The sequence below is a fragment of the Paenibacillus sp. SC116 genome (assembly GCF_024733555.1).
Lineage (GTDB): Bacteria > Bacillota > Bacilli > Paenibacillales > Paenibacillaceae > Paenibacillus_B.
The window spans coordinates 186309-208895 of sequence record NZ_JANIOF010000004.1 but is presented as its reverse complement, the minus strand read 5'-3'; the positions used below and the strand labels follow the sequence as shown (position 1 = coordinate 208895).

Below are 22587 nucleotides of genomic sequence, written 5' to 3'. Positions count from 1 at the left end.
AAGACATCACGACATTACAGTTGAATGCGCATGATCTCTTGATACGCTTCAATCACCTTGTTGCGAACTTGAGTTGTTAATTGCAAGCTAAGAAGCGCACGTTCCGAGGTAATCATAACCTGATCAACACTGGCCTCACCTATTAGGAACTTGTCATTTACATTATGTACTTGTTGTTCTTGATGCTCTAATTTTGAAATTGCGTCTGTAAGGAATGAGTTGAAGGATTCTGTAATCTCAGCTGGAGATGTCGGTTTAATTACATTGCTCATTCCTGAGATTGAGCCTGTTTGCACAGGTGAAATCGAATTATGAATCATGGTGGACCTCCTAGTCAATTATAGCTTGTTGCATATTAGCCTCTACCAATCTCTAGTGCTTTCATTATCATTGACTTGGAAGCATTCAGGGCCGTGACATTAGCCTCATAGGAGCGTGTAGCAGAGATCATATCTACCATTTCTTTTGCAATATCAACATTCGGCAAGGATACGTAACCTTGTGCATCTGCATCAGGATGTGTTGGCTGATAGACTCGCTTAAATGGAGTTTCATCTGCTTTAATTTGAGTGACTTTTACGCCACGAGGAGTAGATTGTCCATTCATAGCTGCGTTCAATGATTGTTGAAAAGTCGGTTCTGTTGGTGACATTGCAACCATTTTACGTCGGTATGGTACGAACTGCCCGTTTACATATTGAGCACGAGTCGATTCAGCGTTGGCAATGTTAGCTGAAATAACATCCATTCGCAATCGTTGGGCAGTCAGGCCTGAAGCACTGATTTGAAAGCTACTGCCTATCATTATTTATTACCTCCTTGCGTCAATAGCTGTCTTCATCATGTTGATATGATGGTTCAGCTGCTGGACATAAGTATAATAACGAAGCTGATTCTCAGCCTGTACTGTCATCTCATGTTCCATGTCCACATTGTTTTTGTTGTTCCCCATTACGCTTTGCTTGTCCTGGATGAGTGATGCTTGAGGTACCCCGGATCTAGGACCAATGTACATATGCTTCTCATGAGTTCGTCTTCCTCTAAGCTTGTTGCTGCTGAGCTGGTCACGTAGCAATGATTCAAATTGAACCTCGGAGCGCTTAAAGTGAGGGGTGTCAGCATTAGCAATGTTGTTCGCAATAACGTTTTGTCTCAATACTGAGGCCTGTATAGCACCTTCTAAGCGCTGAACGTGTGAACCTCCCATTAAATTCATGCACTTAACCTCGCATTCTACACATTTTCCTTTGTATCGTAGTTCTACATGTCTTGCTATTATCCTGCAATGTTTCGACAAAAAAATAAAAAAATGAGACAGTGTTACCTGTAACATTTTAATTTCTTTCATCATTCGAGCATGTTTTTCATATTATTACATTCGTTCATATATCGAAACAACTTAATCATCTTAAAATTTGTCGAAAATGACAATATGAAAAAAGCCCTATCTTTCATACGAAAGATAGGACAATTTTTGGGAAATTATCAATACTTAGATACAGTTTTTTACTCCTAAAGAATGTATTGACTTAAATCACGATCTTTTGAAATATCCGTAAGCTTTTCGCGTACATATTCTGGAGTAATTACAAATTGTCCTAAGTTTAATTCTGGAGCTTCGAAGGATAAATCCTCCAGTAATTTTTCCATAATTGTATGCAATCTTCTAGCACCGATATTCTCCATATTCTGATTGACCGAATAGGCAATATTAGCTATTTCTCTAATCGCTTCTTCAGAAAACTCAAGGTCAAGTTTCTCTGTTCGCAGTAGTTCCACATACTGCTTTGTAAGTGCATTTTTCGGCTCTGTTAAAATAGATACAAAATCGTCTGTAGACAAGCTAGTCAACTCTACACGAATTGGAAAACGACCTTGCAACTCAGGGATCAAGTCAGATGGCTTCGCAATATGAAATGCTCCTGCAGCCATAAACAAAACATAATCCGTTTTTACAGGACCATATTTCGTCATGATCGTTGAACCCTCCACGATTGGTAAAATATCACGTTGAACCCCTTCACGTGATACATCTGGCCCGTTTCCACGACTGCTAGATGCAATCTTGTCAATTTCATCGATGAAAATAATTCCCGATTGTTCCGCGCGATGAATCGATTCTTGGATTACATCATCCATATCGATCAATTTAGCCGCTTCTTCTTGGGTGAGTACTTTACGGGCTTCTTTAATCATTAACTTCCTTTTTTTGGTCCGCTTCGGCAGTAAACTCCCTAACATCTCCTGCATGTTCATGCCCATTTGTTCCTGTCCGGGGCCTGAGAACATATCCAACATGTTAGGCGCTGCTTCTTCCACATCAATTTCTACAACATCTTGTTCCAATTTGCCTGACAACAAGTCAAAGCGTGTTTTACGACGTCTCTCATCCAATGTCGGGTCAACTTCCGGCTCTGACTTGTTCGCTGAGCCATTATTTTGGCCAAACAACATCTCGAACGGATTGCGTTGTTGAGAAGATTGAGCTGCAGAGGGAACAAGAATTTCAACTAAACGCTCATTCGCCTGCTCTTCCGCTTTCTCTTTAACCTTCTCTGTACGTTCATTTTTGACCATACGTATAGCCGTTTCAATTAGATCACGAACCATAGACTCCACATCGCGTCCAACATAACCTACCTCAGTAAACTTCGTAGCTTCCACTTTGACAAAAGGAGCTTTCACAAGCTTAGCTAAGCGGCGTGCTATTTCTGTCTTACCAACGCCAGTAGGTCCAATTAGCAAAATATTCTTTGGCACGATTTCATCTTGAAGGTTCTCTTCCAGCAAGCTTCTACGATAACGATTGCGTAATGCAATAGCGACGGAACGCTTTGCTTTTTTTTGACCAACAATATATTTATCAAGTTCGTTCACAATTTGTCTTGGTGTCCATGCCTGCTCACTCATCATTTAGCCTCCATTTCTGCAACTACTGTTTTAGCATTCTTCTACAACAAGGTTATCATTGGTATATACGCATATTTCACTTGCAATATGAAGAGCTGCTTCAGCCATTTCTTTCGCTGTCATATCAACAGCATGTCGCTTCAATGCACGAGCTGCTGACAAGGCAAAGCTGCCCCCAGAGCCAATCGCCACAATCCCATCATCTGGCTCTATAATCTCTCCACCGCCCGAAATAAGCAGCATATGTTGTTTATCCATAACGATCATCAGCGCCTCCAGCTTGCGAAGCACTCGATCTTGTCGCCAATCCTTAGCAAGTTCAACAGCGGCACGCTGTAAGTGACCATGATGCTCTTCCAGCTTCCCTTCGAACTTCTCGAACAAAGTGATTGCATCCGCAACTGAACCTGCGAAACCTGCCACTACTTGGCCTCGATATAGTCTACGCACTTTGCGAGCATGCTGCTTCATGACCATACTATTGCCGAATGTTACCTGTCCATCGCCTGCAATGGCGCCTTGCCCATTATGCCTCACTGCACATATTGTTGTCGCATGAAACTGCATTTCCATTGGATGAACCACCTTTCGTGTGGGTATATCGAAAAGAAACAGCAGGATATCCTGCTGTTTCTATATACGTTATGAAGAATGAATCGTTTCAAGCTCTTCTTTAAAGATACGAATCGATTCCAACGCTCGTTGTGCAAGCGCGTCATTTTTGTCTTTTTTATTGCGAATACGTGTTTCGAGTGCAGGGAACAAACCAAAGTTCGCATTCATAGGCTGGAAGTGCTTCGCATCTGCAGTCGTAATATAATGCGCCATACTGCCTAAAGCAGATTCTTTCGGTAGTGTCACACACTCTTGTCCTAGAGCAAATCTAGCAGCGTTCAAGCCTGCAATCATACCAGATGCTGCGGACTCTACATAACCTTCAACACCTGTCATCTGTCCAGCAAAGAACAGCGACGGACGTCCCTTAAATTGATAAGTCGGCTCCAACAATTTTGGAGAATTAATGAACGTGTTACGATGCATAACACCATAGCGTATAATTTCAGCGTTCTCAAGGCCTGGTATCATACGGAATACACGCTTCTGCTCTCCCCACTTCAAATGAGTTTGGAAACCAACCATATTGTACAACGTACCTGCTGCATTATCTTGACGAAGTTGAATAACTGCAAATGGAATTTTACCAGTCTTCGGATCAGGAAGCCCGACTGGCTTCATAGGACCAAACAAAGCCGTTTGTTTCCCACGTTTCATCATAACTTCAATCGGCATACAGCCTTCGAAGTAAATTTCCTTTTCGAACTCTTTTAACTCCGCCTTCTCAGCTGTAATCAGCGCCTCATAGAACGCATTGAATTCCTCTTCTGTCATCGGACAGTTCAAATAGGCTGCCTCGCCCTTATCATATCGAGATGCAAGATATACTTTGTCCATATCGATACTGTCTTTATCGATTATTGGCGCAGCTGCATCATAGAAATAGAAGTATTCTTCGCCCATCAAATCTTTAATTTGCTGTGACAAAGCTGGAGATGTCAACGGACCTGTCGCAATTACCGTAATCCCATCCAATGGAATAGATTCCATTTCTTCGTTACGAACTTCAATTAGCGGGTGATTTTTTAATGTCTCTGTAATTTCACCGGAGAAGCCGTCACGGTCTACCGCTAAGGCTCCACCAGCTGGAACAGCATGTTTGTCAGCAGCTTTGAGTACTAGAGAATTCATCATGCGCATTTCTTCTTTAATAACACCTACTGCATTCGTCAAGCCATTTGCCCGCAAACTATTAGAGCATACAAGCTCTGCAAATTGATCGGTGTGATGAGCTGGTGTTTTGCGTACCGGTCTCATCTCGTATAAGGTAACAGGAACCCCCTGCTGTGCTATTTGCCATGCCGCTTCACTGCCCGCTAAGCCGGCACCAATGACGGTTACTCTCGGCTTATCCATCTATGATGTACCCCTCTCCATTGTTACAAAACTGTACCTGTAACGATTCAACTATTCTTCTTCTGATTCTTGTAATACTTCATTATGGTCACACTGTGTACATTGCAGCTTCGTACCTTGCTTGGAGCGCTTCTCAACCATTAACTTACCACAGCTTGGACAAGGCTTCGACGATGGTTTATCCCACATCACATGATCACATTCTGGATAACGATCACAGCCGTAGAATACGCGTCCTTTCTTGCTTCGACGCTCCACAAGCTTACCTTCGTTGCAAGTTGGACATGCTACCCCAGTATCTTTAACGATCGGCTTCGCATTCCGGCAGTCAGGGAACCCTGAACAAGCAAGAAACTTGCCAAATCTTCCGATCTTATACACGAAATGTCTACCACATTTTTCACATATTTCATCGGACACTTCATCTTCAATTTCTATTTCTTTCATTTCTTCTTCGGCAACTGTCAGTCGCTTCTCGAATGATTCATAGAAATTGCTAAGTACTTGATCCCACTGCTGCTGGCCATCTTCTACTTGATCGAGATCTTCTTCCATATGTGCAGTAAATTCTGCATCAAGAATTTCTGGGAAGAACTCTTCCATTTGCTGAATGACCAACTCTCCAAGTTCTGTAGGTACAAACTTTTTCTCCTCGATTGCAACATAGCCGCGTTTCTGGATCGTCTCCAGTGTAGGCGAATACGTACTAGGTCTGCCTATACCCAACTCTTCAAGCGTCTTAATCATACGTGCCTCTGTATATCGCGGCGGCGGCTGTGTAAAGTGCTGCTTGGGCTCGATGGTTTCCTGTTTCAATTTGTCTCCCACAGTTAGTGGCGGGAGCAATTTATCGGTTTCTACCGTACCGTCATCGTTTCCTTCTACATAGACCTTCATAAATCCAGGGAAACGTACCTTGGAACCATTTGCGCGGAACAAAGCTCCTCCAGCCAGTAAATCCACTGTCATTGTATCCATAACAGCAGAGGTCATTTGGCTCGCTACGAATCGCTCCCAAATGAGCTTATACAAGCGAAGTTGATCACGAGACAAGAAAGGCTTTAATGTTTCAGGGTCACGAAGTACAGAAGTAGGACGAATTGCCTCATGCGCATCCTGTGCATTAGCAGCTTTCTTAACATATTGACGTGGTGTTTCTGGTACGTAATCTGCTCCGAACTTCTCAATTAAGTAAGTACTCGCTTCTTCTTGGGCAACAGGAGAAACACGCGTCGAATCTGTACGCATATAAGTAATAAGACCAACGGTACCTTCTTTGCCTAAGTCAACCCCTTCATATAATTGCTGTGCTACAGACATCGTCTTACCAGCACGGAAATTCAATTTACGGGCCGCTTCCTGCTGCACCGAGCTTGTTGTGAAAGGTGGCGAAGGATGACGCAAACGCTCTTTCTCCTTCACTTCTTTCACTTCAAACGACTTCTTCCCTATCGCATCCATAATAGCAGATACATCAGCTTGAGAGCCTAGCTCCTTCTTCACTCCGTCCATACTGTGGAACTTCGCTTCTATCGGAGACTTGTCACTCTTCAGCATTGCTGTGATGGTCCAGTATTCCTCTGGAACAAACATGTTAATTTCATTCTCACGGTCCATAATGAGCTTGACTGCTACGGACTGGACACGTCCAGCGGACAATCCCTTTTTCACCTTTTTCCAAAGCAATGGACTAATCTTGTAGCCGACCAAACGGTCAAGGATACGTCTTGCTTGCTGTGCATGCACAAGATCCATATTAATTTGACGCGGTGTCTTAAACGCATCCTTCACCGCTTGCTTCGTTATCTCATTGAAGACGACTCGGCATGGCTCTGCTTCATCCAATTCCAACACATGAGCAAGATGCCATGCGATCGCTTCTCCTTCGCGATCCGGGTCAGCCGCAAGATAAACTTTTTTTACTTTTTTCCGTGCATCTCTTAATTCCTTAAGAATAGAACCCTTGCCACGGATCGTAATATATTTAGGATTGAAGTTGTTATCTACTTCTACTCCAATCTGACTCTTCGGCAGATCACGCACATGGCCCATCGATGCTTTAACAATATATTTACTACCTAAGTACTTGCCAATGGATTTGGCCTTAGTTGGTGATTCTACAATAACTAGTGAATCCGCCATAGGCGCATCCTCCTCTCCGACAACCAATCAATACTATCCTATAATTCCTTGAGAATAATCATTCATAACGAACGATACACTCCAGGTTGATGTTCATAAATACGTCTTTTTATTTGTAAGGATAACAAATGCTGATGTAACTTCGCAAATGGCATGCCACTCTTCTGAAATAGCTCATCAAGTGTACAATCTTGTGCATTTATGATATGGAGCAACAATTGCTCCATATCATTCAGCAATTCATTAGCCTTCACAGCTACGACCGTTTCATTATTGTATGACTTAGGCAGGCTTGTCAACAGGTGAACGTATTCTTCCACAATATCCCCTGCTGTTGCAACAGGCTTAGCCCCCTGCTTCAACAATTCGAATGTCCCTGCGGATTTAGGTGAAGTAACGGGACCTGGGACTGCAAATATATCTCGCGAAGCTTCTAATGCAAACTGCGCTGTAATAAGCGCCCCGCTTCTAACAGCTGCCTCGACAACGACTGTCCCTAAACTAAGTCCAGCAATAATACGATTGCGTCGTGGAAACATACCAGGATGCCCTGGGGTTCCTAAGGGGTACTCGGTTAGGACCAAGCCAGACGCTGCTATCTTTTCTGCTAAATGATTGTGTTGGGCGGGATAAATCGCGTCAGAGCTCGTACCAAGTACGGCTATCGTTTGCCCATTATTCAGCGCTCCCTCATGACTTACGGCATCAATGCCACGTGCAAGCCCGCTCACCACGACTAATCCATGATCCGTCAATTGCGAAGATAAAGACTTTGCCACTGTCTTGCCATAGACAGTTGGGTTTCGTGTACCGACAATAGCGATGGAATATTGCTGTGCCACAGACCAATCTCCACGGCCATATAACACCCAAGGTGGCTCATGGATCTCCTTCAAGCATTCTGGGTAGCTTTCATCATACATCGTAATCCAATCTATACCTGATTTATACGTCAGCTCCAACCTTTTTTGCAAATCGCCCGTCGTGTACCCTGCAGCAAGGCGTTGTGCAAAAGCAGGCTTAAATCCCACATCTATCCACTCTGCATATGGCCGATCAAGCCATGCAGGCAATTGCTCGCCCCCAAGCAGTTTGATGCATGTATCGATTGTATGCCAACCTATACCCTTTATTTGATGTAAGGCAAACAAACAATCTTGAATCCTCCACATTCGACTCATCTTCTTTCCTCCTCTTACAGATGAAGGAAGCTGGTCAACCGCTCCCCTTATTTTGCTTTACCTTAAGACAGAATGCAAGTATACGTTTACATGCGTATATCTTAACTTTGCAATATCCCTACGATTCCTTTACATAACACCTGAAAAAAAACAAGCTCTAACCAATACTTCTCTTGATAAGTTTGTAAAATAAAATTTCAAAATTAAGATGTTAACCGACTCATTCGACGTGATGTAAATAAAAATAAGCAACCTCTCGCACTCAAGTGCAAAAGGTTGCTTACCTTATTTAACTGCTATATGAAATTATTACGCGTGTTGATGTGTAATACAGTCTTTCAACATACCCTTCTCTTCAAGAACACGAACCAATGTAGAGCCCATTTCAGAAGGTGTAGGCGCCACTTGGATGCCGCATGCCTCAAGAACCGCAATTTTCTCAGCCGCCGTACCTTTGCCGCCGGAAATAATTGCGCCAGCATGTCCCATACGCTTCCCTGGAGGCGCTGTTGCACCGCCGATGAAGCCAACGACAGGTTTCTTCATGTTAGCTTTAACCCATTCTGCCGCCTCTTCTTCAGCTGTACCACCGATTTCGCCAATCATGATAACAGCATATGTGTCCGGATCATCATTGAAACGGCTTAAAATATCGATGAATTCAGAGCCTTTAACCGGGTCACCACCGATACCTACAGCAGACGATTGCCCGATACCGCGCGTTGTCAACTGATGTACAGCTTCGTATGTCAATGTTCCACTACGGGAAACAACACCAACATGTCCTGGTGCATGGATGTATCCAGGCATAATACCAATCTTGCACTCGCCTGGTGTGATTACGCCTGGGCAGTTAGGTCCGATAAGAACCGTACGCTTGCCTTCCATATAGCGCTTCACTTTTACCATATCAAGAACAGGAATTCCTTCTGTAATACAAATAACGAGATCCAAGTCCGCATCTACTGCTTCCATGATTGCATCTGCCGCGAATGGTGGAGCTACGTAAATAACGCTTGCCGTAGCGCCTGTTTTTTCTTTAGCATCTGCAACCGTGTTGAAAACAGGAAGCTTAACTTCTGTACCGTTATCAAGTGTAATGTCAACCGTTGTGCCACCTTTACCCGGTGTAACTCCGCCGACCATTTGTGTACCATATTCAAGGGCGCCTTTCGCGTGGAACAGTCCTGTAGCGCCCGTAATTCCTTGTGTAATGACTTTGGTTTCTTTGTTAATTAAGATACTCATCGCACATCCACCTCTCGTTCGCCAGATTATTGAACCAAAGCGACAATTTTTTGCGCTCCGTCAGCCATGGAATCCGCTGCTACGATATTCAGGCCGGATTCGTTCAAGATGCGTTTACCAATCTCAACGTTCGTACCTTCTAAGCGTACGACTAGTGGACGACTTAAGCCAACTTGCTTCGCCGCTTCAACCACACCGTTCGCAATAACATCACAGCGCATAATGCCGCCGAAAATGTTGACGAAGATGCCTTTAACATTCGGATCCGACAAAATAATTTTGAATGCTTCTGTAACTTTCTCAGTCGTCGCGCCGCCCCCTACATCAAGGAAGTTAGCCGGCTCGCCGCCATAATATTTGATAATATCCATTGTAGACATCGCAAGACCCGCACCATTAACCATACAGCCAATGTTACCGTCTAACGCAATGTAGCTCAGATCATACTTGGATGCTTCGATTTCTTTCTCATCTTCTTCATCAAGGTCACGATATTCCAAAATATCTTTATGGCGATATAGTGCGTTAGAATCGAAGTTCAACTTCGCATCCAATGCCATAACTTGTCCGTCACCAGTAACAACAAGAGGATTGATCTCTGCGATCGAGCAATCTTTATCTACGAAAGCTTGATAGAGAGCCAGCATGAACTTAACTGCTTTGTTCACAAGCTCACCTGGGATATTAATGTCGTATGCCAACTTGCGAGCTTGGAATACTTGAAGCCCTACAGCTGGATCAACTACAACTTTAATAATCTTTTCAGGCGTGTTCTCTGCTACCTCTTCGATATCCATACCGCCCTCTTCAGAACCCATCATAACGACGCGTCCTGTCGCGCGATCTACTACAATACCAACGTAGTATTCTTTCTTGATGTCGCAGCCTTCCTCTATTAAGAGACGCTTAACCTCTTTACCCTCAGGGCCAGTTTGGTGTGTTACGAGCACTTTACCTAGTATTTCGCTTGCATAGGCACGAACCTCATCTAGGCCCTTCGCAACTTTAACACCGCCTGCCTTACCGCGGCCGCCTGCATGAATTTGAGCCTTAACGACTACTACTGGTGTACCTAATTGTTCTGCAGCTTGCACGGCTTCATCCACGCTGAACGCAACTTTACCATTCGGTACAGCAACGCCGTATTGTTTTAATACTTCTTTGCCTTGATATTCATGGATATTCATTGTGCATCCCCCTATCCGAATCGTATGGGTTAGAATGATAATGCTTATGCAGCCAAGCTAATGCTCCTTGCATATTTCGACAGCTGTGTCGTTAACAGAGGAACGGTTAATACTAAGGTCTGCTGCAACTTTAATACAAGTGCATGTCAAGGAATGGACGATAATTCCAACCAATCCGAAGACATTGTATCATGTTTTTAAAGCGCTTTCCTACCAAAATTATTACAAAAAGCACATTTGTTTGATATCAAATTCATCTCCTATTGAGATAGATCACTATTTTTAGGTCATTTAGCATACAATTTTAGTACCTAATTTCTCTAAAACTAGTAGAATTCTATCAGCTAGTTGACGAAAAATGCGTTTCTTCCATATAATATATCACAAATTGATATTATTCGCGCTTTGATAAGGAAGCACCTTTCTTGCGCATTCCTTTACTACAATCCGGAATGTGAAAGAAGAGGTGTTTTTTCTATGTATGGAAGTGTATGGAGTGCAGCTGTATATGGAGTCGAAGGCCGCATGATTCAAATGGAGTTTGATATTTCCTCAGGATTGCCACATGTTGCAGTAGTAGGCTTACCAGACGCAGCAGTGAGGGAATCTATCGATCGAGTCCGCAGCTCGGTGCGCAATTGCGGCTGGAAGTTTCCTTTAGAACGCATAACAATTAATTTAGCCCCGGCTGATTTGCGCAAAGTAGGAACCTCTTACGACTTGGCCATGGCAATCGGCATACTTGGCACTAGCGGCCAACTCGATTTATCCCCTTTTCGTAATATGCTTGTCGCAGGTGAATTATCCTTAGACGGAACGACGCGTCCCATCCCAGGTATATTGTCCTTAGTCGATGAGGCGAGAAGACAAGGCTTTACTCAAGTACTTGTTCCCAGTGATAACGCACCCGAAGCAGTATTGGTAAGCGGAATCGAGGTTTACGGCCTGTCTACATTAGCTCAATTACGTCAGGTAGCTGACACTGGTGGCAGCTTGTCCAGCCTTTTGTTCTCTCCTAATTCATCTTATGCACCACCTATGAATAAATCCGAAACACCAGTCGAGGGACAAGAAGACTATGCCGATGTCCGAGGTCAAGAACATGCCAAACGAGCCATGACCGTCGCCGCTGCTGGCATGCACAACATTTTGCTTAGTGGTCCTCCTGGAACAGGCAAGACGATGCTCATACGTCGTCTTCCAACGATACTTCCGTTGTTAACAGAAGATGAGGCCTTAGAAGTTTCCAAGCTGTATAGTGTGTCTGGCAAATGGGAGCATTCATCAACAGGATTGATTCAGACGAGACCTTTCCGCTCTCCCCACCATTCGATTTCTCCTGCTGGATTAATTGGTGGAGGGAGTATCCCTAAACCCGGTGAAATTAGCCTCGCTCATCGAGGCGTGTTGTTTCTAGATGAACTGCCCGAATTCCCACGTCAAACGCTAGAAGTGCTGCGACAGCCCTTGGAGGATCGACATGTCACGATTAGCCGCACACGGGCTGTATATCGTTTCCCTGCGCATTTTATGCTGGCGGCTAGTATGAATCCATGTCCTTGTGGGAATTTTCAAGCTACTGAGCACTCCATATGCACTTGCACACCCGCACGCCTGCATCATTATCGCTCGCGCCTATCTGGCCCATTATTAGATAGGATTGATATGCAGCTAGAAGTACCTCGCATCTCGTTGCACGCAAGCAGTAACAAAGTTATCAGCTCCGCTCAATTGCGAGAGCAGGTCATGCAAGCTCATGACCGCCAGTTGCACCGCTATCGTCATTTGCCATTACGCTTCAACAGCGAATTAAGGGGATCCTGGCTCCAGCAATATTGCGCCCTTTCTACAGCGTCTTCTACTATGCTTCAGCAAGTGTATGATGAACTCGGATTAAGCATTCGTGCGCACGATCGCATTCTTAAGCTCGCACGCACCATTGCAGACCTAGATGATTGTGATCAGATCGAGATCGGGCATCTGGCAGAAGCGATCAGCTATCGCAAACTTGATCGACCTGCATAATGTATTTCCTTAAGTGCTAAGCTTAGGATTAGACCATTCCAAAGCAATAAACGTTACCCACGTTATGCAAATAAATTAATATTGGAATCTTGTAAATAGATGAGGACGTAACAGTGGAATGGGATTAAACGAATCTGATAAATGTGTTAAAGTACGGAATCCAATCCGTTAATACTTTGCGATTCAAACATACTCAATCATTTAAATACGCCGCTAATAACAGCACCCTATACCTACTGTTATTAGCGGCGTATTCATATTTCTGCAGTTGTATAAGGCACCAAATGCCTCAACCGATTCTATTTTACGTATTACTGTTAGTATGAAAGCGTCTGATACCCTTACCCTTAATCCAACATGATTCATCCATCTACTGCAATCGAAAATTACAGTTAAAATGCATGAGCAATATGTTCAAGTTCCGGCAATGCATCTCCTCGCCTTGTATACGTAATGATAATGGCATCACAGCGAATCTTCGCCTCATACAGACGATGCCGATGAATGTACTGTTCTACTATCGCTCTTACTTGCTGCTGTTTGCGCATATCTATCGCTTCACGAGCTGTGCCAAAGGAGCCGCCTTCCGTACGGCTGCGAACTTCAATGAACACCCACCACTCACCGTCCCGAGCAATCAAATCCAACTCTCCCTGACGACAGCGCCAATTGCGCTCGACAATTGTCCAACCGATCCGCGTTAAATGCTGCTCTGCTTGTTGCTCCGCTTGTTTGCCTATCTCACGACGGTTGCGCTGAACGCCTCCAGTTGACGACTGCTTCCGCTCAATCATCCCCTCGCACCCACCCTTTCGCTGCACGTTGATCGGAACGATATACAAATGTGAGTACCTCTGCTACTAACTGATACAGCTCACCAGGAATCTGCTGATCCAGATCAAGCTTAGAAAGAACCTCAACAAGAGAAGCATCCTCTTGTATGGGGACACCATTTTCGACAGCCGTAGCAACAATACGCTCAGCTAACAATCCTTGCCCTTTGGCTACAACAACAGGAGCTGTTGCTTGTCCTGGCTCATAGGAAAGCGCAACCGCCTTGCCTCGCTTCTGCGAAGCTGATGTTGATGACTTGCGACTCATATGCGCAGATCCACCCCTTTATATGGAGTCGGTGAATACGAATCGAGCTTACGATCTACTTCTGCTGTATCCACATGCTTCTCAGGAGGCTCCTGCACTCGGAATGCCGACAATTGATAACCGATACCTGCTAGCGCTTGGTCGATTTCTTCACGATAGCCTTGCAGCGCTTCTTGCACCTGCTCGCTCGGATGGTGGATGTTCAACGCAACGAGTTTGTCGACCACGTTAACGTCGACAACGGTATGTCCTAGCGCCTTCAGGTCCAAATCGAACCATAGGCGGCAATTGTCTGCATCAAGCTCGCCCTTACGGCCTTGGCGGGCTTGGATATGCACAGCTGCTGTCTGACGCCCATCTGGCGTCACAAACGGGACGTGTAAGGTGACATGTGCGAATGGCAATGATCGATCACTCGTTAAGAGCAACTGCTGTCCCGTAATATTTTGCACGAGCTGCTGTGCCGCATCGCGTACTGCTGGCGGCAGCTGCTCGTGCTGGAGGAGCTGAAGCAGCGTACTCTTCAGCGACTCCGTGGCGGCAGCCGGAGCGGCGCTCTGCGCTACGGCTGCCGCTGGCAATGGGGCAGAAGCCGCTCCTGCTTGCGCGGCGTCCGCCCCTAGGCGTGCCATAGGCACGCCAGCGCGAGCGCTATCCGCACTTGCAGGCGTAGCCTGCTGTTGTGCGGCTGTGCCGCTCGCGCTCGCAGGCGGCGCATCAGCCTGCGGCGCCGCCTGTGCAGCGCCTGCTGTGCTGTGCAGCAGCGCGCGCTGCACTTGCTGCTCGTGCGATACGCCGAGCAGCGTCAACATACGCCCGATAAGCGCGCCTCCATTGGATGGAGCGCTTGTCGGGCGCTGCGCTGCGGGATCCGCGCCATCACCTGTAGGTGCGGATCCCGCAGCTTGACGCCCAGCCAGCCCAGCTTCAGCTGGTTGGGGGCTTCCAGCAGCCCCTGCGCCAGTTGGCATCGCAGGGGCTGCATTCGCCGCCGCGCCGCCAACTGGCGCAGCGGAACCATTTGCGGCAGAGGCTCCCGCTCCTGCTTGAGCAGCTGCCCCTCCTGCCGATCCGTTCGCCGCACCTTGGGCAGCACCACCTGTTGCAGCACCTGCCTGTGCCGCACTTGAAGGTTGTGAAATTCCAGCGGACTGTGTTCCAACTGGCGCTCCACTACCCGCATTACTATTTAAGTTCGTAGCAAACGGCACAGTTGTTCCTGCGGCCGATGACTGCCCTCCACGTGCCGAACCGCCGCCATCCCCCGTCAAATCCCCACCATTAGTAGGGTTGGGCATCATGGCTATCAGCGTACGAACAAGTGCCATCGCATCCTTAACAGCCCCTGTCATCGCAGGTGCTCCAGATGAAGCCGAAGAATTAAGCCAAGCTTCACTACTGCGTGTCAACTGCGTCAGCATATCATGCATCGGCCTGCCAAATAGAACAGTCTGCAAACCTCGCATCGTCTCGGCCGTCAGCGGCAAATTGCGCTTCAAAGCCAGTGCAGCCGTCTGCACCCATTCCTCCATTGCCACACCATCAGGCTTCATTGCCATTACCTTTGACAACTGCGCCATTGTTTCCCTCGTCAACGGAATTCCACTCTTCTGCAAATCGCGCAGTATCGTTCGCGCCCACGGCTCGTCTGGAAGCCCTGCTTGCTTAAGCGCGTCTGCTATCGTAGGCAGCGGCTGCGAAGAATGAGCTTCCGATTGCTTTAACATAATAAGCCCATCTTCTTGTTGGCCTTGCACTTGCATCCATGTCGTCTGACCTGGACGCATAGGTGTTTCAAGCACCGCTTTGACGGGCACGCCATTTATTTGTACAACTGCTTCTTGTCCATTTTCCGATACACTCATAACGACACCGCGGACAACTTGTCCGGAACGAAGCTCTAACGCCCGCGAGTCTCCGGGCTTCGCCTCCCCGGTCATCCCTCGCACCAAATGTGATATATTCAAACATAACCCTCCGATACTTGCAGCATCACTATCCTATATATCGGCAGATATCTCTTAAATAATAAATGAACATACAAAAGACGCAGCCTGTTTAAAATAACGTCAGCTGCGTCTTCGCCTCTTCCCATTTCTTCAAGAACGTTCTACGATGCATCTTAGTCGGCCCATACTCATCCAATGCCACATAATGCGCTTTTGTTCCATAACCCTTATGTACCGCAATACCATACTGAGGGTACAATTCATTCCATTCTTTACTGCACAAACGATCTCTTGTAACCTTTGCAATAATCGATGCTGCTGCGATGGATTGGCTCGTTGCGTCGCCTTTAATAAGAGATTTTTGCGGTAGATCCACTTGTATTTTTTCTGCATCAATGAATAATATGTCTGGCGCAACTTGCAATTGCTCAACAGCTGTTTTCATCGCCAACCTAGTTGCTTGCTTAATATTCAACTCATCAATTGCTTTTGCATCCATATGAGCCACCGACCATGCAACAGCATTAGCAATAATATCCTCATACAGTGCTTCTCGTTTCTTCTCTGACAGTTTCTTGGAATCATTTATCCCCTCCAACTGCCAATCACGAGGCAAAATGACGGCCGCTGCTACCACATCACCAAATAAACAGCCACGCCCCACCTCATCAATACCTGCTATCGCTTCATATCCTGCTGACCAAGCTTCACGCTCCAAAGCCAACAGATCAATAGCCTCTGCTTCAGATGCAGACGATCGCTTCGCTCCCACAATCGTTTCCCCCTACCATTTGTACCTTATGAACAAAAATATCAACTCACGGAATCTATACGTTCCATTTACAGACTTTTATTGTATAGGCAATCTCATATCTACTCAACCCATATGAACATTCCACATGCTGGAGCTTTAGTGATCCTGCGAACGGAATAATGCTTTACAATAAGAATAGCCAGCAGCCAACCCAAAGTAATATACATACTCATCCTTATACAAAGGAGTCAACCATGACCAATCCAACGGTATATGCATCCACATGATCGGTACTAACGCAATAAGCAAGCATGGAATTGTAATGACATAAAACAGCTTCCAGTTTGTTGGTCTTCTACGTTTCGCTCCTCCAATCCATACGAGCAAAGCTCCACCAACAGCAGAAAATAATACTTTAGCTACTAATGCGAACTCAACGAAATCACCTTTTCGTGCCCATTGAGTCATGAATTGTACGCCTTTCTGTCCAAAATAAATAAATACGATAGCCCCTATCAGCCAGAGCATATAGATGAGTACTTTCTTCACCCAACATCCTCCTAACCATTGATGTGTATAATTGTTTCTACTTGTTATATGAGAAAATAAATAATCATGCAAACCATCCCAATTCGATAGTAACAAGGGCTGTTCACAAATGCTATATGAAAATGATCCAGCAGCAACAATATATTTTATAGCTCTCCTAAGTTACGTATATGCCCATACAAAAAGCTGCCCACCCAATGGCGCAGCAGCTTACTGAAAAGCATATTTCATTGTATACCGGCATTAAGGATGTTCCAACGTTATTTGTCCCATCTTGCCTGCCCGAAGCTCACGTAGAATAATCCCTGAAACTTTCTCAAGATCGATGCGTCCACCGCTAACCAAACATCCGCGCTTGCGTCCTATTTCCTCCATAATGGAGACAATCTCATTTGGATCCTCAATATCGTGAAGCGGCGTTTCCAATTCAAAACGCTCTTTAAGACGATCCCAATAATGAGCAGACATAAATTTCAGCGCATAGAAGGCAATATCTTCTATATTTAATATTTGATCCTTAATCGCCCCGGTAGCCGCCAAACGATAACCAACCAACTGGTCCTCGAATTTAGGCCACAAAATACCAGGCGTATCGAGCAGCTCCATCTCAGAGCCTACACGAATCCATTGTTGGCCTTTCGTTACACCCGGGCGATCACCCGTAGCAGCAACTTGTCTGCCTGCTAACTTATTGATCAATGTAGACTTACCTACGTTAGGAATACCTACGATAAGAGCACGAACAGGTCGCGGCTTCAATCCTTTAGCTATTAGGCGCTCAAACTTCGCTTCCAGCAGCTTACGTGCTTCCACTTGGATGTTCTGAATATTATATCCAGACGAAGCGTCCACTGGAATCGCTGCATGCCCTTCTTTACGAAAGACTTCCAACCATTTCGCAGTCGCTTCTGGATCAGCCAAATCGCACTTGTTCATAATGATCAATCTTGGCTTATCACCAAGAATCTCATGGATCATTGGATTTCGGCTGGAAAGCGGCAAGCGTGCGTCCAACAGCTCGATCGCTACATCGATAAGCTTCAGCTTATCCTGGATCTGCCTACGTGCTCTTGTCATATGTCCAGGAAACCATTGTATCGACATCGCGTTCCACCTCCCTTATCTATGCTGTAATTTTCTAATAATGATTGATAAACTTCATTTGATTCAATGGCCAGAAAATGACATCTGCACGGCCAATTACTTCACTCAATGGAATAAAGCCTAATACACGGCTGTCTGTACTATTGTCGCGATGGTCACCCATAACAAATATATGACCTTCAGGAACTTTATTTTCCGTTCTCATTTCATTCGGGAAATCGCTGTTGTTGTATGTTCCACCTTGCTTTTGCGCTTCTGCAATCGCTTCTTGTATGTATGGTTCTTCAACTTTCTTACCATTCACAAACAAGTCGTCTCCACGATACTCAATCGTATCACCAGCTACACCAATTACACGCTTAATGAGATCGCGATTCTCATCTGGCACATGGAATACAACTACTTCCCCACGCTGCGGCTCGCGGAACTCATACAAGATCTTATTTACAATAAGACGCTCACCCGTGTAGAAATTCGGCTCCATGGAAGGGCCATCAACAATAAATGGTGCGAATAATAACCAGCGCACCAACACGACAAGCGTGACAGCGACAGCAATTGCCTTAATCCATTCCACTAGTTCGTTTTTGCGGCGTGGCTGCGCCGATTGTTCCGCTACAGACGTTTGATTCGATACTTGATCTTGCTCCATAGGCCGTGCCCCGCTTTCTTCCTAGGATGCTTATCCAATGTAACTTACATATCATTAGCGTACCAAATTGTTTAAAGAATAGCAAAAGGGACTTGCGAGATTGCAAGCCCCCGGTCTTCCATTATCGAATCTCTTTGATTCTCGCTGCTTTACCGCGTAGGTTACGAAGATAATAAAGCTTCGCACGACGGACTTTACCACGGCGAGCCACTTCGATTCTATCGATTTTTGGCGAGTGAATCGGGAATGTACGCTCAACCCCTACACCGTAGGAAATTTTACGAACAGTAAACGTTTCACTGATTCCGCCACCGCGACGTTTAATTACTACACCTTCGAAAAGTTGGATACGCTCACGAGTTCCCTCGATAACTTTGACATGTACTTTCAAAGTATCACCAGGACGGAAGCTTGGTACATCTTTACGAAGTTGTTCTTGAGTAATCGCTTGTACGATATTCATCTAGGACTCCCTCCTTCCACACAGGCGTTCTTACATCTCGGAGTCGCTATAATTGCGTTCTCGTCATCAACTGTAGAGGACCGCCGTATTCCACACAACAAAAGTCATTATAACATATCACTTTCTCTTACACAAGAGGATTAATTCCAAAATAATTATCTAGTCTTTATGATGATCATACACCCACAAATTGCGAAAATGGCTACTTCTCGGATACTCGTCAAAATAAGTATCAGCATATTTAAATAACGTTATCCATACCGAGATAATAGCTAACGCTCATTTGTATATCATTTCATTTAGATCACCAGACTATTCATACAGTGCGTCTCTTAATTTACTAGACATCCCACTTGATTTCCTTGATGCAGAGAGAGATTTCCGCAACCGTTCATTTGCATGGTTTAAAGATTCTAACTCTCGAAGCAGATCTTCAAGTAGTTGGCACGCCTGCTCATCTGCAGTCAACTTAATTGCATCTGCACGTTGGCGATAATCATGTAAATTAGTCATTATTGTCTATACTCCTATCACTTAAGATATTAGCCGATATTGCCATATGTACATCCCGCGACTTTCTTGTACACACTGCCACCCTGTCTTTTCATAATAGGCGTTAAAGGTAGACTTTGTAGGACAGTTAGCCTCAATGTATTCCACATCTATTTTTTGCAGCATCTGCGCTATTACCCCATTGCCTCGAAAACGTTCATTAAGGGCAAACTGATACAGCGAAGCAGAGTTGCTGGTCTTTCTGCGATAAAATCGAAGTGCCCCTACCAACTTGTGTTCTTCTGCCGCGATTATAACTTGTTGTCTGCGACATGCAGCTTTTGCACCATCTGGGCATAAAAACTCAAGATTGCTTATTCCCTCATGTGAAGCCTGAATATGCTTGGCAAAAAATCGTGCAACTACTTCTGCACAGCGATAATCGGCTGTGTGTAATTCCATGACACATCTCTCCATTCCTGAATAAGAAGTACCTTAATTAACTGTCCGTCGCTCGCATATTTAACATGTATCCTACTATTATATACGAACAAAACACGAACAGCTATACTTATTCGTTTAGATGTGCTATACTATGAAAGTTGCATGTATGACCCTCACCCATAAGTTCCTCAAAACAAGAATAATTTTATTTCCTCATATCTTGTCTAATTCCCAACTAACCCTAAAGAATTGACGATGGTAGACTTGATTCACACTGGCGCGGTCATCGGAGCCGCAAGGACGGAAGAGAGGTAGGGCTTTTGTCGTTTCAGATAACCTAATATGATCACCGCATTTTATTCTTATAGAAGGAACAACAAGCGGCTGTTTCATGGATGTCGTTACCCATTGAAACAGCCGCTTTTCTATCGCTAGCGTTATTTCGAATTGTTTGATTTTAGCCGTTGCAAAATCGCTCGATCTTTATCGCTCAGTTCCACTTTATCCAGCAGATCAGGTCTGCGCTCTATCGTTCGACGAAGCGACTGCTCTCGACGCCATGCTTCAACATTCGCATGATGCCCGCTTAACAGTACATCTGGCACTTTCCAACCGCGGAACTCTGCCGGGCGTGTATAGTGAGGATACTCCAACAAACCTGTGCTAAATGAATCCGTTATCGCAGAAGATTCATTGCCCAGAACGCCGGGTAGCAATCTCACTACAGAATCCACCACGACCATCGCAGGCAGCTCTCCACCTGTTAACACATAGTCACCAATGGATAGCTCGTCCGTAACAAGATGCTCGCGTATACGCTCATCATACCCTTCATAATGTCCACAAATAAAGATAAGGTGATCCTCTTGCGACAATTCCTCAGCCTTGGATTGTGTAAACGTCTCTCCTTGTGGACACATAAGAATAACACGCGGACGGCGTAAAGTAGGTTTCTCAACTCCGTCCTCATCTTCAGTATGTTCAACAGCGGCCTTTTGAATAACATCTTCCACAGCTCCGAATATTGGATCTGGTTTCAATACGATTCCACCGCCGCCGCCGTATGGATAGTCATCGACGGATTGATGCTTGTTCGTGGAGTATTCGCGGAAATTGACTGTATTTAAAGATACAAGCCCTTTCTCACGCGCTTTCCCCAAAATACTTGTGCTAAATACACCATCGCACATCTCAGGAAAGAGCGTTAGTACATCGATGCGCATTACAGTAGTCCCTCCATGAGGTGAACCTTCACTAGCTTGTCCTGCACATTGATATCGAGCACAACATCTTCAATGTACGGCAATAGCAGGTCTGAACCTTTTGGACGCTTTACAACCCACACATCATTTGCTCCTGGGGACAGTATTTCCTTGATAACTCCAAGTTCTTCACCTTCATCACTGACAACACGGCAGCCAATAATGTCACGATAATAGAACTCATTTTTTTCTAGCTTCACTTGCTGATCTTCGGATACTTTAAGTAAGCAACCTTTATATTTTTCGACATCATTAATGTTGTCGTATTCTTTCATCTTTACAATGTATGATTTTTTATGTTCACGAGCTTTTTCTACCGTTACAGGCAGATGCAACTGCTTCGCTTCATTGACAATAAACAGCTGACTATTTTTAGCAAAGCGGACTTCTGGAAAGTCAGTATGCGGAACAATTTTTATTTCTCCGCGAATACCTTGTGTATTAACAATTTCTCCGACCGTAATCAACTTCTCGTTCATCATTCAACCTCCTGCGCCAATCAAGCACACAACTTTCGTAAGAAGATAGTTACTCCTTCTCACAGTTTCCAACAAACCATAATAAAAATATACGAAAACGGGTTAGGAACGTATCCTAACCCGTTTCGACTTATTAAGAAATAATGTCCACAGCTACCCGCTTAGGAACCTTTACGGCTGCTGATGTAACGACCGTGCGAAGTGCTTTCGCAATGCGGCCCTGCTTGCCGATAACTTTACCGACATCTTCAGGATGAACATGAAGTTCATAAACGAGCACATGCTCCTTTTCCACAACTTCAACACGGACATCATCCGGATGATCGACCAAAGCGCGTGCAATTACTGACACCAACTCTTTCATCTCCGACCCTCCGAACGAATGAATTACTTCTGAAGTTTAGACTCATGGAACTTCTTCATTACGCCAGCTTTGCTAAGCAAGTTGCGAACTGTATCAGAAGCTTGAGCACCAGTTTGAAGCCATTTCAACGCTTTTTCTTCGTCGATGCTTACTACAGCTGGTTGAGCAACTGGGTTGTAATGACCGATTTCCTCGATGAAACGACCGTCACGCGGGGAACGGGAGTCAGATACAACTACACGGTAGAAAGGCGCTTTATGAGCACCCATACGTTTAAGACGGATACGTACTGCCACGAAATTCACCTCCT

Annotated in this window: 25 protein-coding genes; 1 reads left to right on the top strand and 24 read right to left on the bottom strand. The window is 45.1% G+C overall.

Annotated elements, in window-relative coordinates; genetic code table 11:
* Nucleotides 1-14 precede the first annotated feature (14 nt).
* The 10 genes from fliE to sucC form a co-directional block, all read right to left on the bottom strand.
* Nucleotides 15-320, bottom strand: coding sequence for a flagellar hook-basal body complex protein FliE (gene fliE / locus NQ117_RS17185; RefSeq protein ID WP_258279243.1), 306 nt, complete (start codon nucleotides 318-320; stop codon nucleotides 15-17).
* Between the two features lie 35 nt (nucleotides 321-355).
* Nucleotides 356-808, bottom strand: coding sequence for a flagellar basal body rod protein FlgC (gene flgC, locus NQ117_RS17180; protein WP_144990996.1), 453 nt, complete (start codon nucleotides 806-808; stop codon nucleotides 356-358).
* 3 nt (nucleotides 809-811) lie between these two features.
* Nucleotides 812-1216 carry a flagellar basal body rod protein FlgB gene (gene flgB / locus NQ117_RS17175; protein ID WP_144990998.1) on the bottom strand — a complete coding sequence of 135 codons (405 nt, stop codon included), beginning with the start codon at nucleotides 1214-1216 and terminating at the stop codon, nucleotides 812-814.
* 296 nt (nucleotides 1217-1512) lie between these two features.
* Nucleotides 1513-2910: an ATP-dependent protease ATPase subunit HslU gene (gene hslU / locus NQ117_RS17170; RefSeq protein WP_258279440.1), complete on the bottom strand. Its 1398-nt coding sequence runs from the start codon at nucleotides 2908-2910 to the stop codon at nucleotides 1513-1515.
* Nucleotides 2911-2940: 30 nt separating this feature from the next.
* Nucleotides 2941-3483, bottom strand: a complete 543-nt coding sequence (gene hslV / locus NQ117_RS17165) for an ATP-dependent protease subunit HslV (protein WP_192023507.1) — start codon at nucleotides 3481-3483, stop codon at nucleotides 2941-2943.
* A 69-nt stretch (nucleotides 3484-3552) separates the two neighbouring features.
* Entirely contained in the window at nucleotides 3553-4881 is a 1329-nt protein-coding gene (trmFO, locus tag NQ117_RS17160; RefSeq protein WP_258279242.1) for an FADH(2)-oxidizing methylenetetrahydrofolate--tRNA-(uracil(54)-C(5))-methyltransferase TrmFO, read from the bottom strand.
* Nucleotides 4882-4932: 51 nt separating this feature from the next.
* Nucleotides 4933-7023: a type I DNA topoisomerase gene (gene topA, locus NQ117_RS17155; protein WP_258279241.1), complete on the bottom strand. Its 2091-nt coding sequence runs from the start codon at nucleotides 7021-7023 to the stop codon at nucleotides 4933-4935.
* 62 nt (nucleotides 7024-7085) lie between these two features.
* Nucleotides 7086-8204, bottom strand: coding sequence for a DNA-processing protein DprA (gene dprA / locus NQ117_RS17150; protein WP_258279240.1), 1119 nt, complete (start codon nucleotides 8202-8204; stop codon nucleotides 7086-7088).
* 309 nt (nucleotides 8205-8513) lie between these two features.
* On the bottom strand, nucleotides 8514-9452 hold the full coding sequence (gene sucD, locus NQ117_RS17145; protein WP_258279239.1) for a succinate--CoA ligase subunit alpha: 939 nt from the start codon (nucleotides 9450-9452) through the stop codon (nucleotides 8514-8516).
* A 26-nt stretch (nucleotides 9453-9478) separates the two neighbouring features.
* Nucleotides 9479-10639, bottom strand: a complete 1161-nt coding sequence (sucC, locus tag NQ117_RS17140; protein WP_258279238.1) for an ADP-forming succinate--CoA ligase subunit beta — start codon at nucleotides 10637-10639, stop codon at nucleotides 9479-9481.
* Between the two features lie 477 nt (nucleotides 10640-11116).
* Here sucC and NQ117_RS17135 point away from each other — a divergent pair, with 477 nt between their 5' ends.
* Nucleotides 11117-12664, top strand: a complete 1548-nt coding sequence (locus NQ117_RS17135; protein ID WP_258279237.1) for a YifB family Mg chelatase-like AAA ATPase — start codon at nucleotides 11117-11119, stop codon at nucleotides 12662-12664.
* A 392-nt stretch (nucleotides 12665-13056) separates the two neighbouring features.
* Here NQ117_RS17135 and NQ117_RS17130 read toward each other — a convergent pair whose 3' ends face one another.
* From NQ117_RS17130 to rpsP, 14 genes are all read right to left on the bottom strand, one after another.
* On the bottom strand, nucleotides 13057-13458 hold the full coding sequence (locus NQ117_RS17130; RefSeq protein WP_258279236.1) for a YraN family protein: 402 nt from the start codon (nucleotides 13456-13458) through the stop codon (nucleotides 13057-13059).
* Nucleotides 13451-13765: an EscU/YscU/HrcU family type III secretion system export apparatus switch protein gene (locus NQ117_RS17125; protein WP_258279235.1), complete on the bottom strand. Its 315-nt coding sequence runs from the start codon at nucleotides 13763-13765 to the stop codon at nucleotides 13451-13453. Before NQ117_RS17125 ends, NQ117_RS17130 begins: the two co-directional genes overlap by 8 nt.
* Nucleotides 13762-15732 carry a flagellar hook-length control protein FliK gene (locus NQ117_RS17120; RefSeq protein WP_258279234.1) on the bottom strand — a complete coding sequence of 657 codons (1971 nt, stop codon included), beginning with the start codon at nucleotides 15730-15732 and terminating at the stop codon, nucleotides 13762-13764. The genes NQ117_RS17125 and NQ117_RS17120 overlap by 4 nt, the downstream gene beginning before the upstream one ends.
* A 91-nt stretch (nucleotides 15733-15823) precedes the next feature.
* Complete coding sequence (locus NQ117_RS17115; RefSeq protein WP_258279233.1) at nucleotides 15824-16486, bottom strand: ribonuclease HII; 663 nt, start codon at nucleotides 16484-16486, stop codon at nucleotides 15824-15826.
* Between the two features lie 138 nt (nucleotides 16487-16624).
* The gene (locus tag NQ117_RS17110; protein ID WP_258279232.1) at nucleotides 16625-17017 is read right to left on the bottom strand and encodes a hypothetical protein; all 393 of its coding nucleotides are present in this window, start codon (nucleotides 17015-17017) and stop codon (nucleotides 16625-16627) included.
* Nucleotides 17018-17260: 243 nt separating this feature from the next.
* Nucleotides 17261-18121 carry a ribosome biogenesis GTPase YlqF gene (ylqF, locus tag NQ117_RS17105; RefSeq protein ID WP_258279231.1) on the bottom strand — a complete coding sequence of 287 codons (861 nt, stop codon included), beginning with the start codon at nucleotides 18119-18121 and terminating at the stop codon, nucleotides 17261-17263.
* Nucleotides 18122-18155: 34 nt separating this feature from the next.
* Entirely contained in the window at nucleotides 18156-18773 is a 618-nt protein-coding gene (gene lepB, locus NQ117_RS17100; protein ID WP_258279230.1) for a signal peptidase I, read from the bottom strand.
* 121 nt (nucleotides 18774-18894) lie between these two features.
* The gene (rplS, locus tag NQ117_RS17095) at nucleotides 18895-19236 is read right to left on the bottom strand and encodes a 50S ribosomal protein L19 (protein WP_192023494.1); all 342 of its coding nucleotides are present in this window, start codon (nucleotides 19234-19236) and stop codon (nucleotides 18895-18897) included.
* A gap of 312 nt (nucleotides 19237-19548) precedes the next feature.
* Entirely contained in the window at nucleotides 19549-19749 is a 201-nt protein-coding gene (locus NQ117_RS17090) for a Ni2+-binding GTPase (RefSeq protein WP_258279229.1), read from the bottom strand.
* Between the two features lie 21 nt (nucleotides 19750-19770).
* A complete protein-coding gene (locus NQ117_RS17085) occupies nucleotides 19771-20190 on the bottom strand; it encodes a GNAT family N-acetyltransferase (RefSeq protein WP_258279228.1) in 420 nt (139 codons plus the stop codon).
* A gap of 419 nt (nucleotides 20191-20609) precedes the next feature.
* A complete protein-coding gene (gene trmD / locus NQ117_RS17080; RefSeq protein WP_258279227.1) occupies nucleotides 20610-21395 on the bottom strand; it encodes a tRNA (guanosine(37)-N1)-methyltransferase TrmD in 786 nt (261 codons plus the stop codon).
* On the bottom strand, nucleotides 21395-21913 hold the full coding sequence (gene rimM / locus NQ117_RS17075) for a ribosome maturation factor RimM (protein ID WP_258279439.1): 519 nt from the start codon (nucleotides 21911-21913) through the stop codon (nucleotides 21395-21397). The genes trmD and rimM overlap by 1 nt, the downstream gene beginning before the upstream one ends.
* A gap of 133 nt (nucleotides 21914-22046) precedes the next feature.
* Nucleotides 22047-22277, bottom strand: a complete 231-nt coding sequence (locus NQ117_RS17070; protein WP_144991030.1) for a KH domain-containing protein — start codon at nucleotides 22275-22277, stop codon at nucleotides 22047-22049.
* Nucleotides 22278-22300: 23 nt separating this feature from the next.
* On the bottom strand, nucleotides 22301-22573 hold the full coding sequence (gene rpsP / locus NQ117_RS17065; protein ID WP_144991032.1) for a 30S ribosomal protein S16: 273 nt from the start codon (nucleotides 22571-22573) through the stop codon (nucleotides 22301-22303).
* Between the last annotated feature and the right edge of the window lie 14 nt (nucleotides 22574-22587).

Coding starts and splice junctions, on each gene's coding strand:
- fliE (WP_258279243.1), bottom strand. CDS start 320: ATGATTCATAATTCGATTTCACCTGTGCAAACAGGCTCAATCTCAGGA.
- flgB (WP_144990998.1), bottom strand. CDS start 1,216: ATGAATTTAATGGGAGGTTCACACGTTCAGCGCTTAGAAGGTGCTATA.
- hslU (WP_258279440.1), bottom strand. CDS start 2,910: ATGAGTGAGCAGGCATGGACACCAAGACAAATTGTGAACGAACTTGAT.
- hslV (WP_192023507.1), bottom strand. CDS start 3,483: ATGGAAATGCAGTTTCATGCGACAACAATATGTGCAGTGAGGCATAAT.
- trmFO (WP_258279242.1), bottom strand. CDS start 4,881: ATGGATAAGCCGAGAGTAACCGTCATTGGTGCCGGCTTAGCGGGCAGT.
- topA (WP_258279241.1), bottom strand. CDS start 7,023: ATGGCGGATTCACTAGTTATTGTAGAATCACCAACTAAGGCCAAATCC.
- dprA (WP_258279240.1), bottom strand. CDS start 8,204: ATGAGTCGAATGTGGAGGATTCAAGATTGTTTGTTTGCCTTACATCAA.
- sucD (WP_258279239.1), bottom strand. CDS start 9,452: ATGAGTATCTTAATTAACAAAGAAACCAAAGTCATTACACAAGGAATT.
- sucC (WP_258279238.1), bottom strand. CDS start 10,639: ATGAATATCCATGAATATCAAGGCAAAGAAGTATTAAAACAATACGGC.
- NQ117_RS17135 (WP_258279237.1), top strand. CDS start 11,117: ATGTATGGAAGTGTATGGAGTGCAGCTGTATATGGAGTCGAAGGCCGC.
- NQ117_RS17130 (WP_258279236.1), bottom strand. CDS start 13,458: ATGATTGAGCGGAAGCAGTCGTCAACTGGAGGCGTTCAGCGCAACCGT.
- NQ117_RS17125 (WP_258279235.1), bottom strand. CDS start 13,765: ATGAGTCGCAAGTCATCAACATCAGCTTCGCAGAAGCGAGGCAAGGCG.
- ylqF (WP_258279231.1), bottom strand. CDS start 18,121: ATGTCGATACAATGGTTTCCTGGACATATGACAAGAGCACGTAGGCAG.
- lepB (WP_258279230.1), bottom strand. CDS start 18,773: ATGGAGCAAGATCAAGTATCGAATCAAACGTCTGTAGCGGAACAATCG.
- rplS (WP_192023494.1), bottom strand. CDS start 19,236: ATGAATATCGTACAAGCGATTACTCAAGAACAACTTCGTAAAGATGTA.
- NQ117_RS17090 (WP_258279229.1), bottom strand. CDS start 19,749: ATGACTAATTTACATGATTATCGCCAACGTGCAGATGCAATTAAGTTG.
- NQ117_RS17085 (WP_258279228.1), bottom strand. CDS start 20,190: ATGGAATTACACACAGCCGATTATCGCTGTGCAGAAGTAGTTGCACGA.
- trmD (WP_258279227.1), bottom strand. CDS start 21,395: ATGCGCATCGATGTACTAACGCTCTTTCCTGAGATGTGCGATGGTGTA.
- rimM (WP_258279439.1), bottom strand. CDS start 21,913: ATGAACGAGAAGTTGATTACGGTCGGAGAAATTGTTAATACACAAGGT.
- NQ117_RS17070 (WP_144991030.1), bottom strand. CDS start 22,277: ATGAAAGAGTTGGTGTCAGTAATTGCACGCGCTTTGGTCGATCATCCG.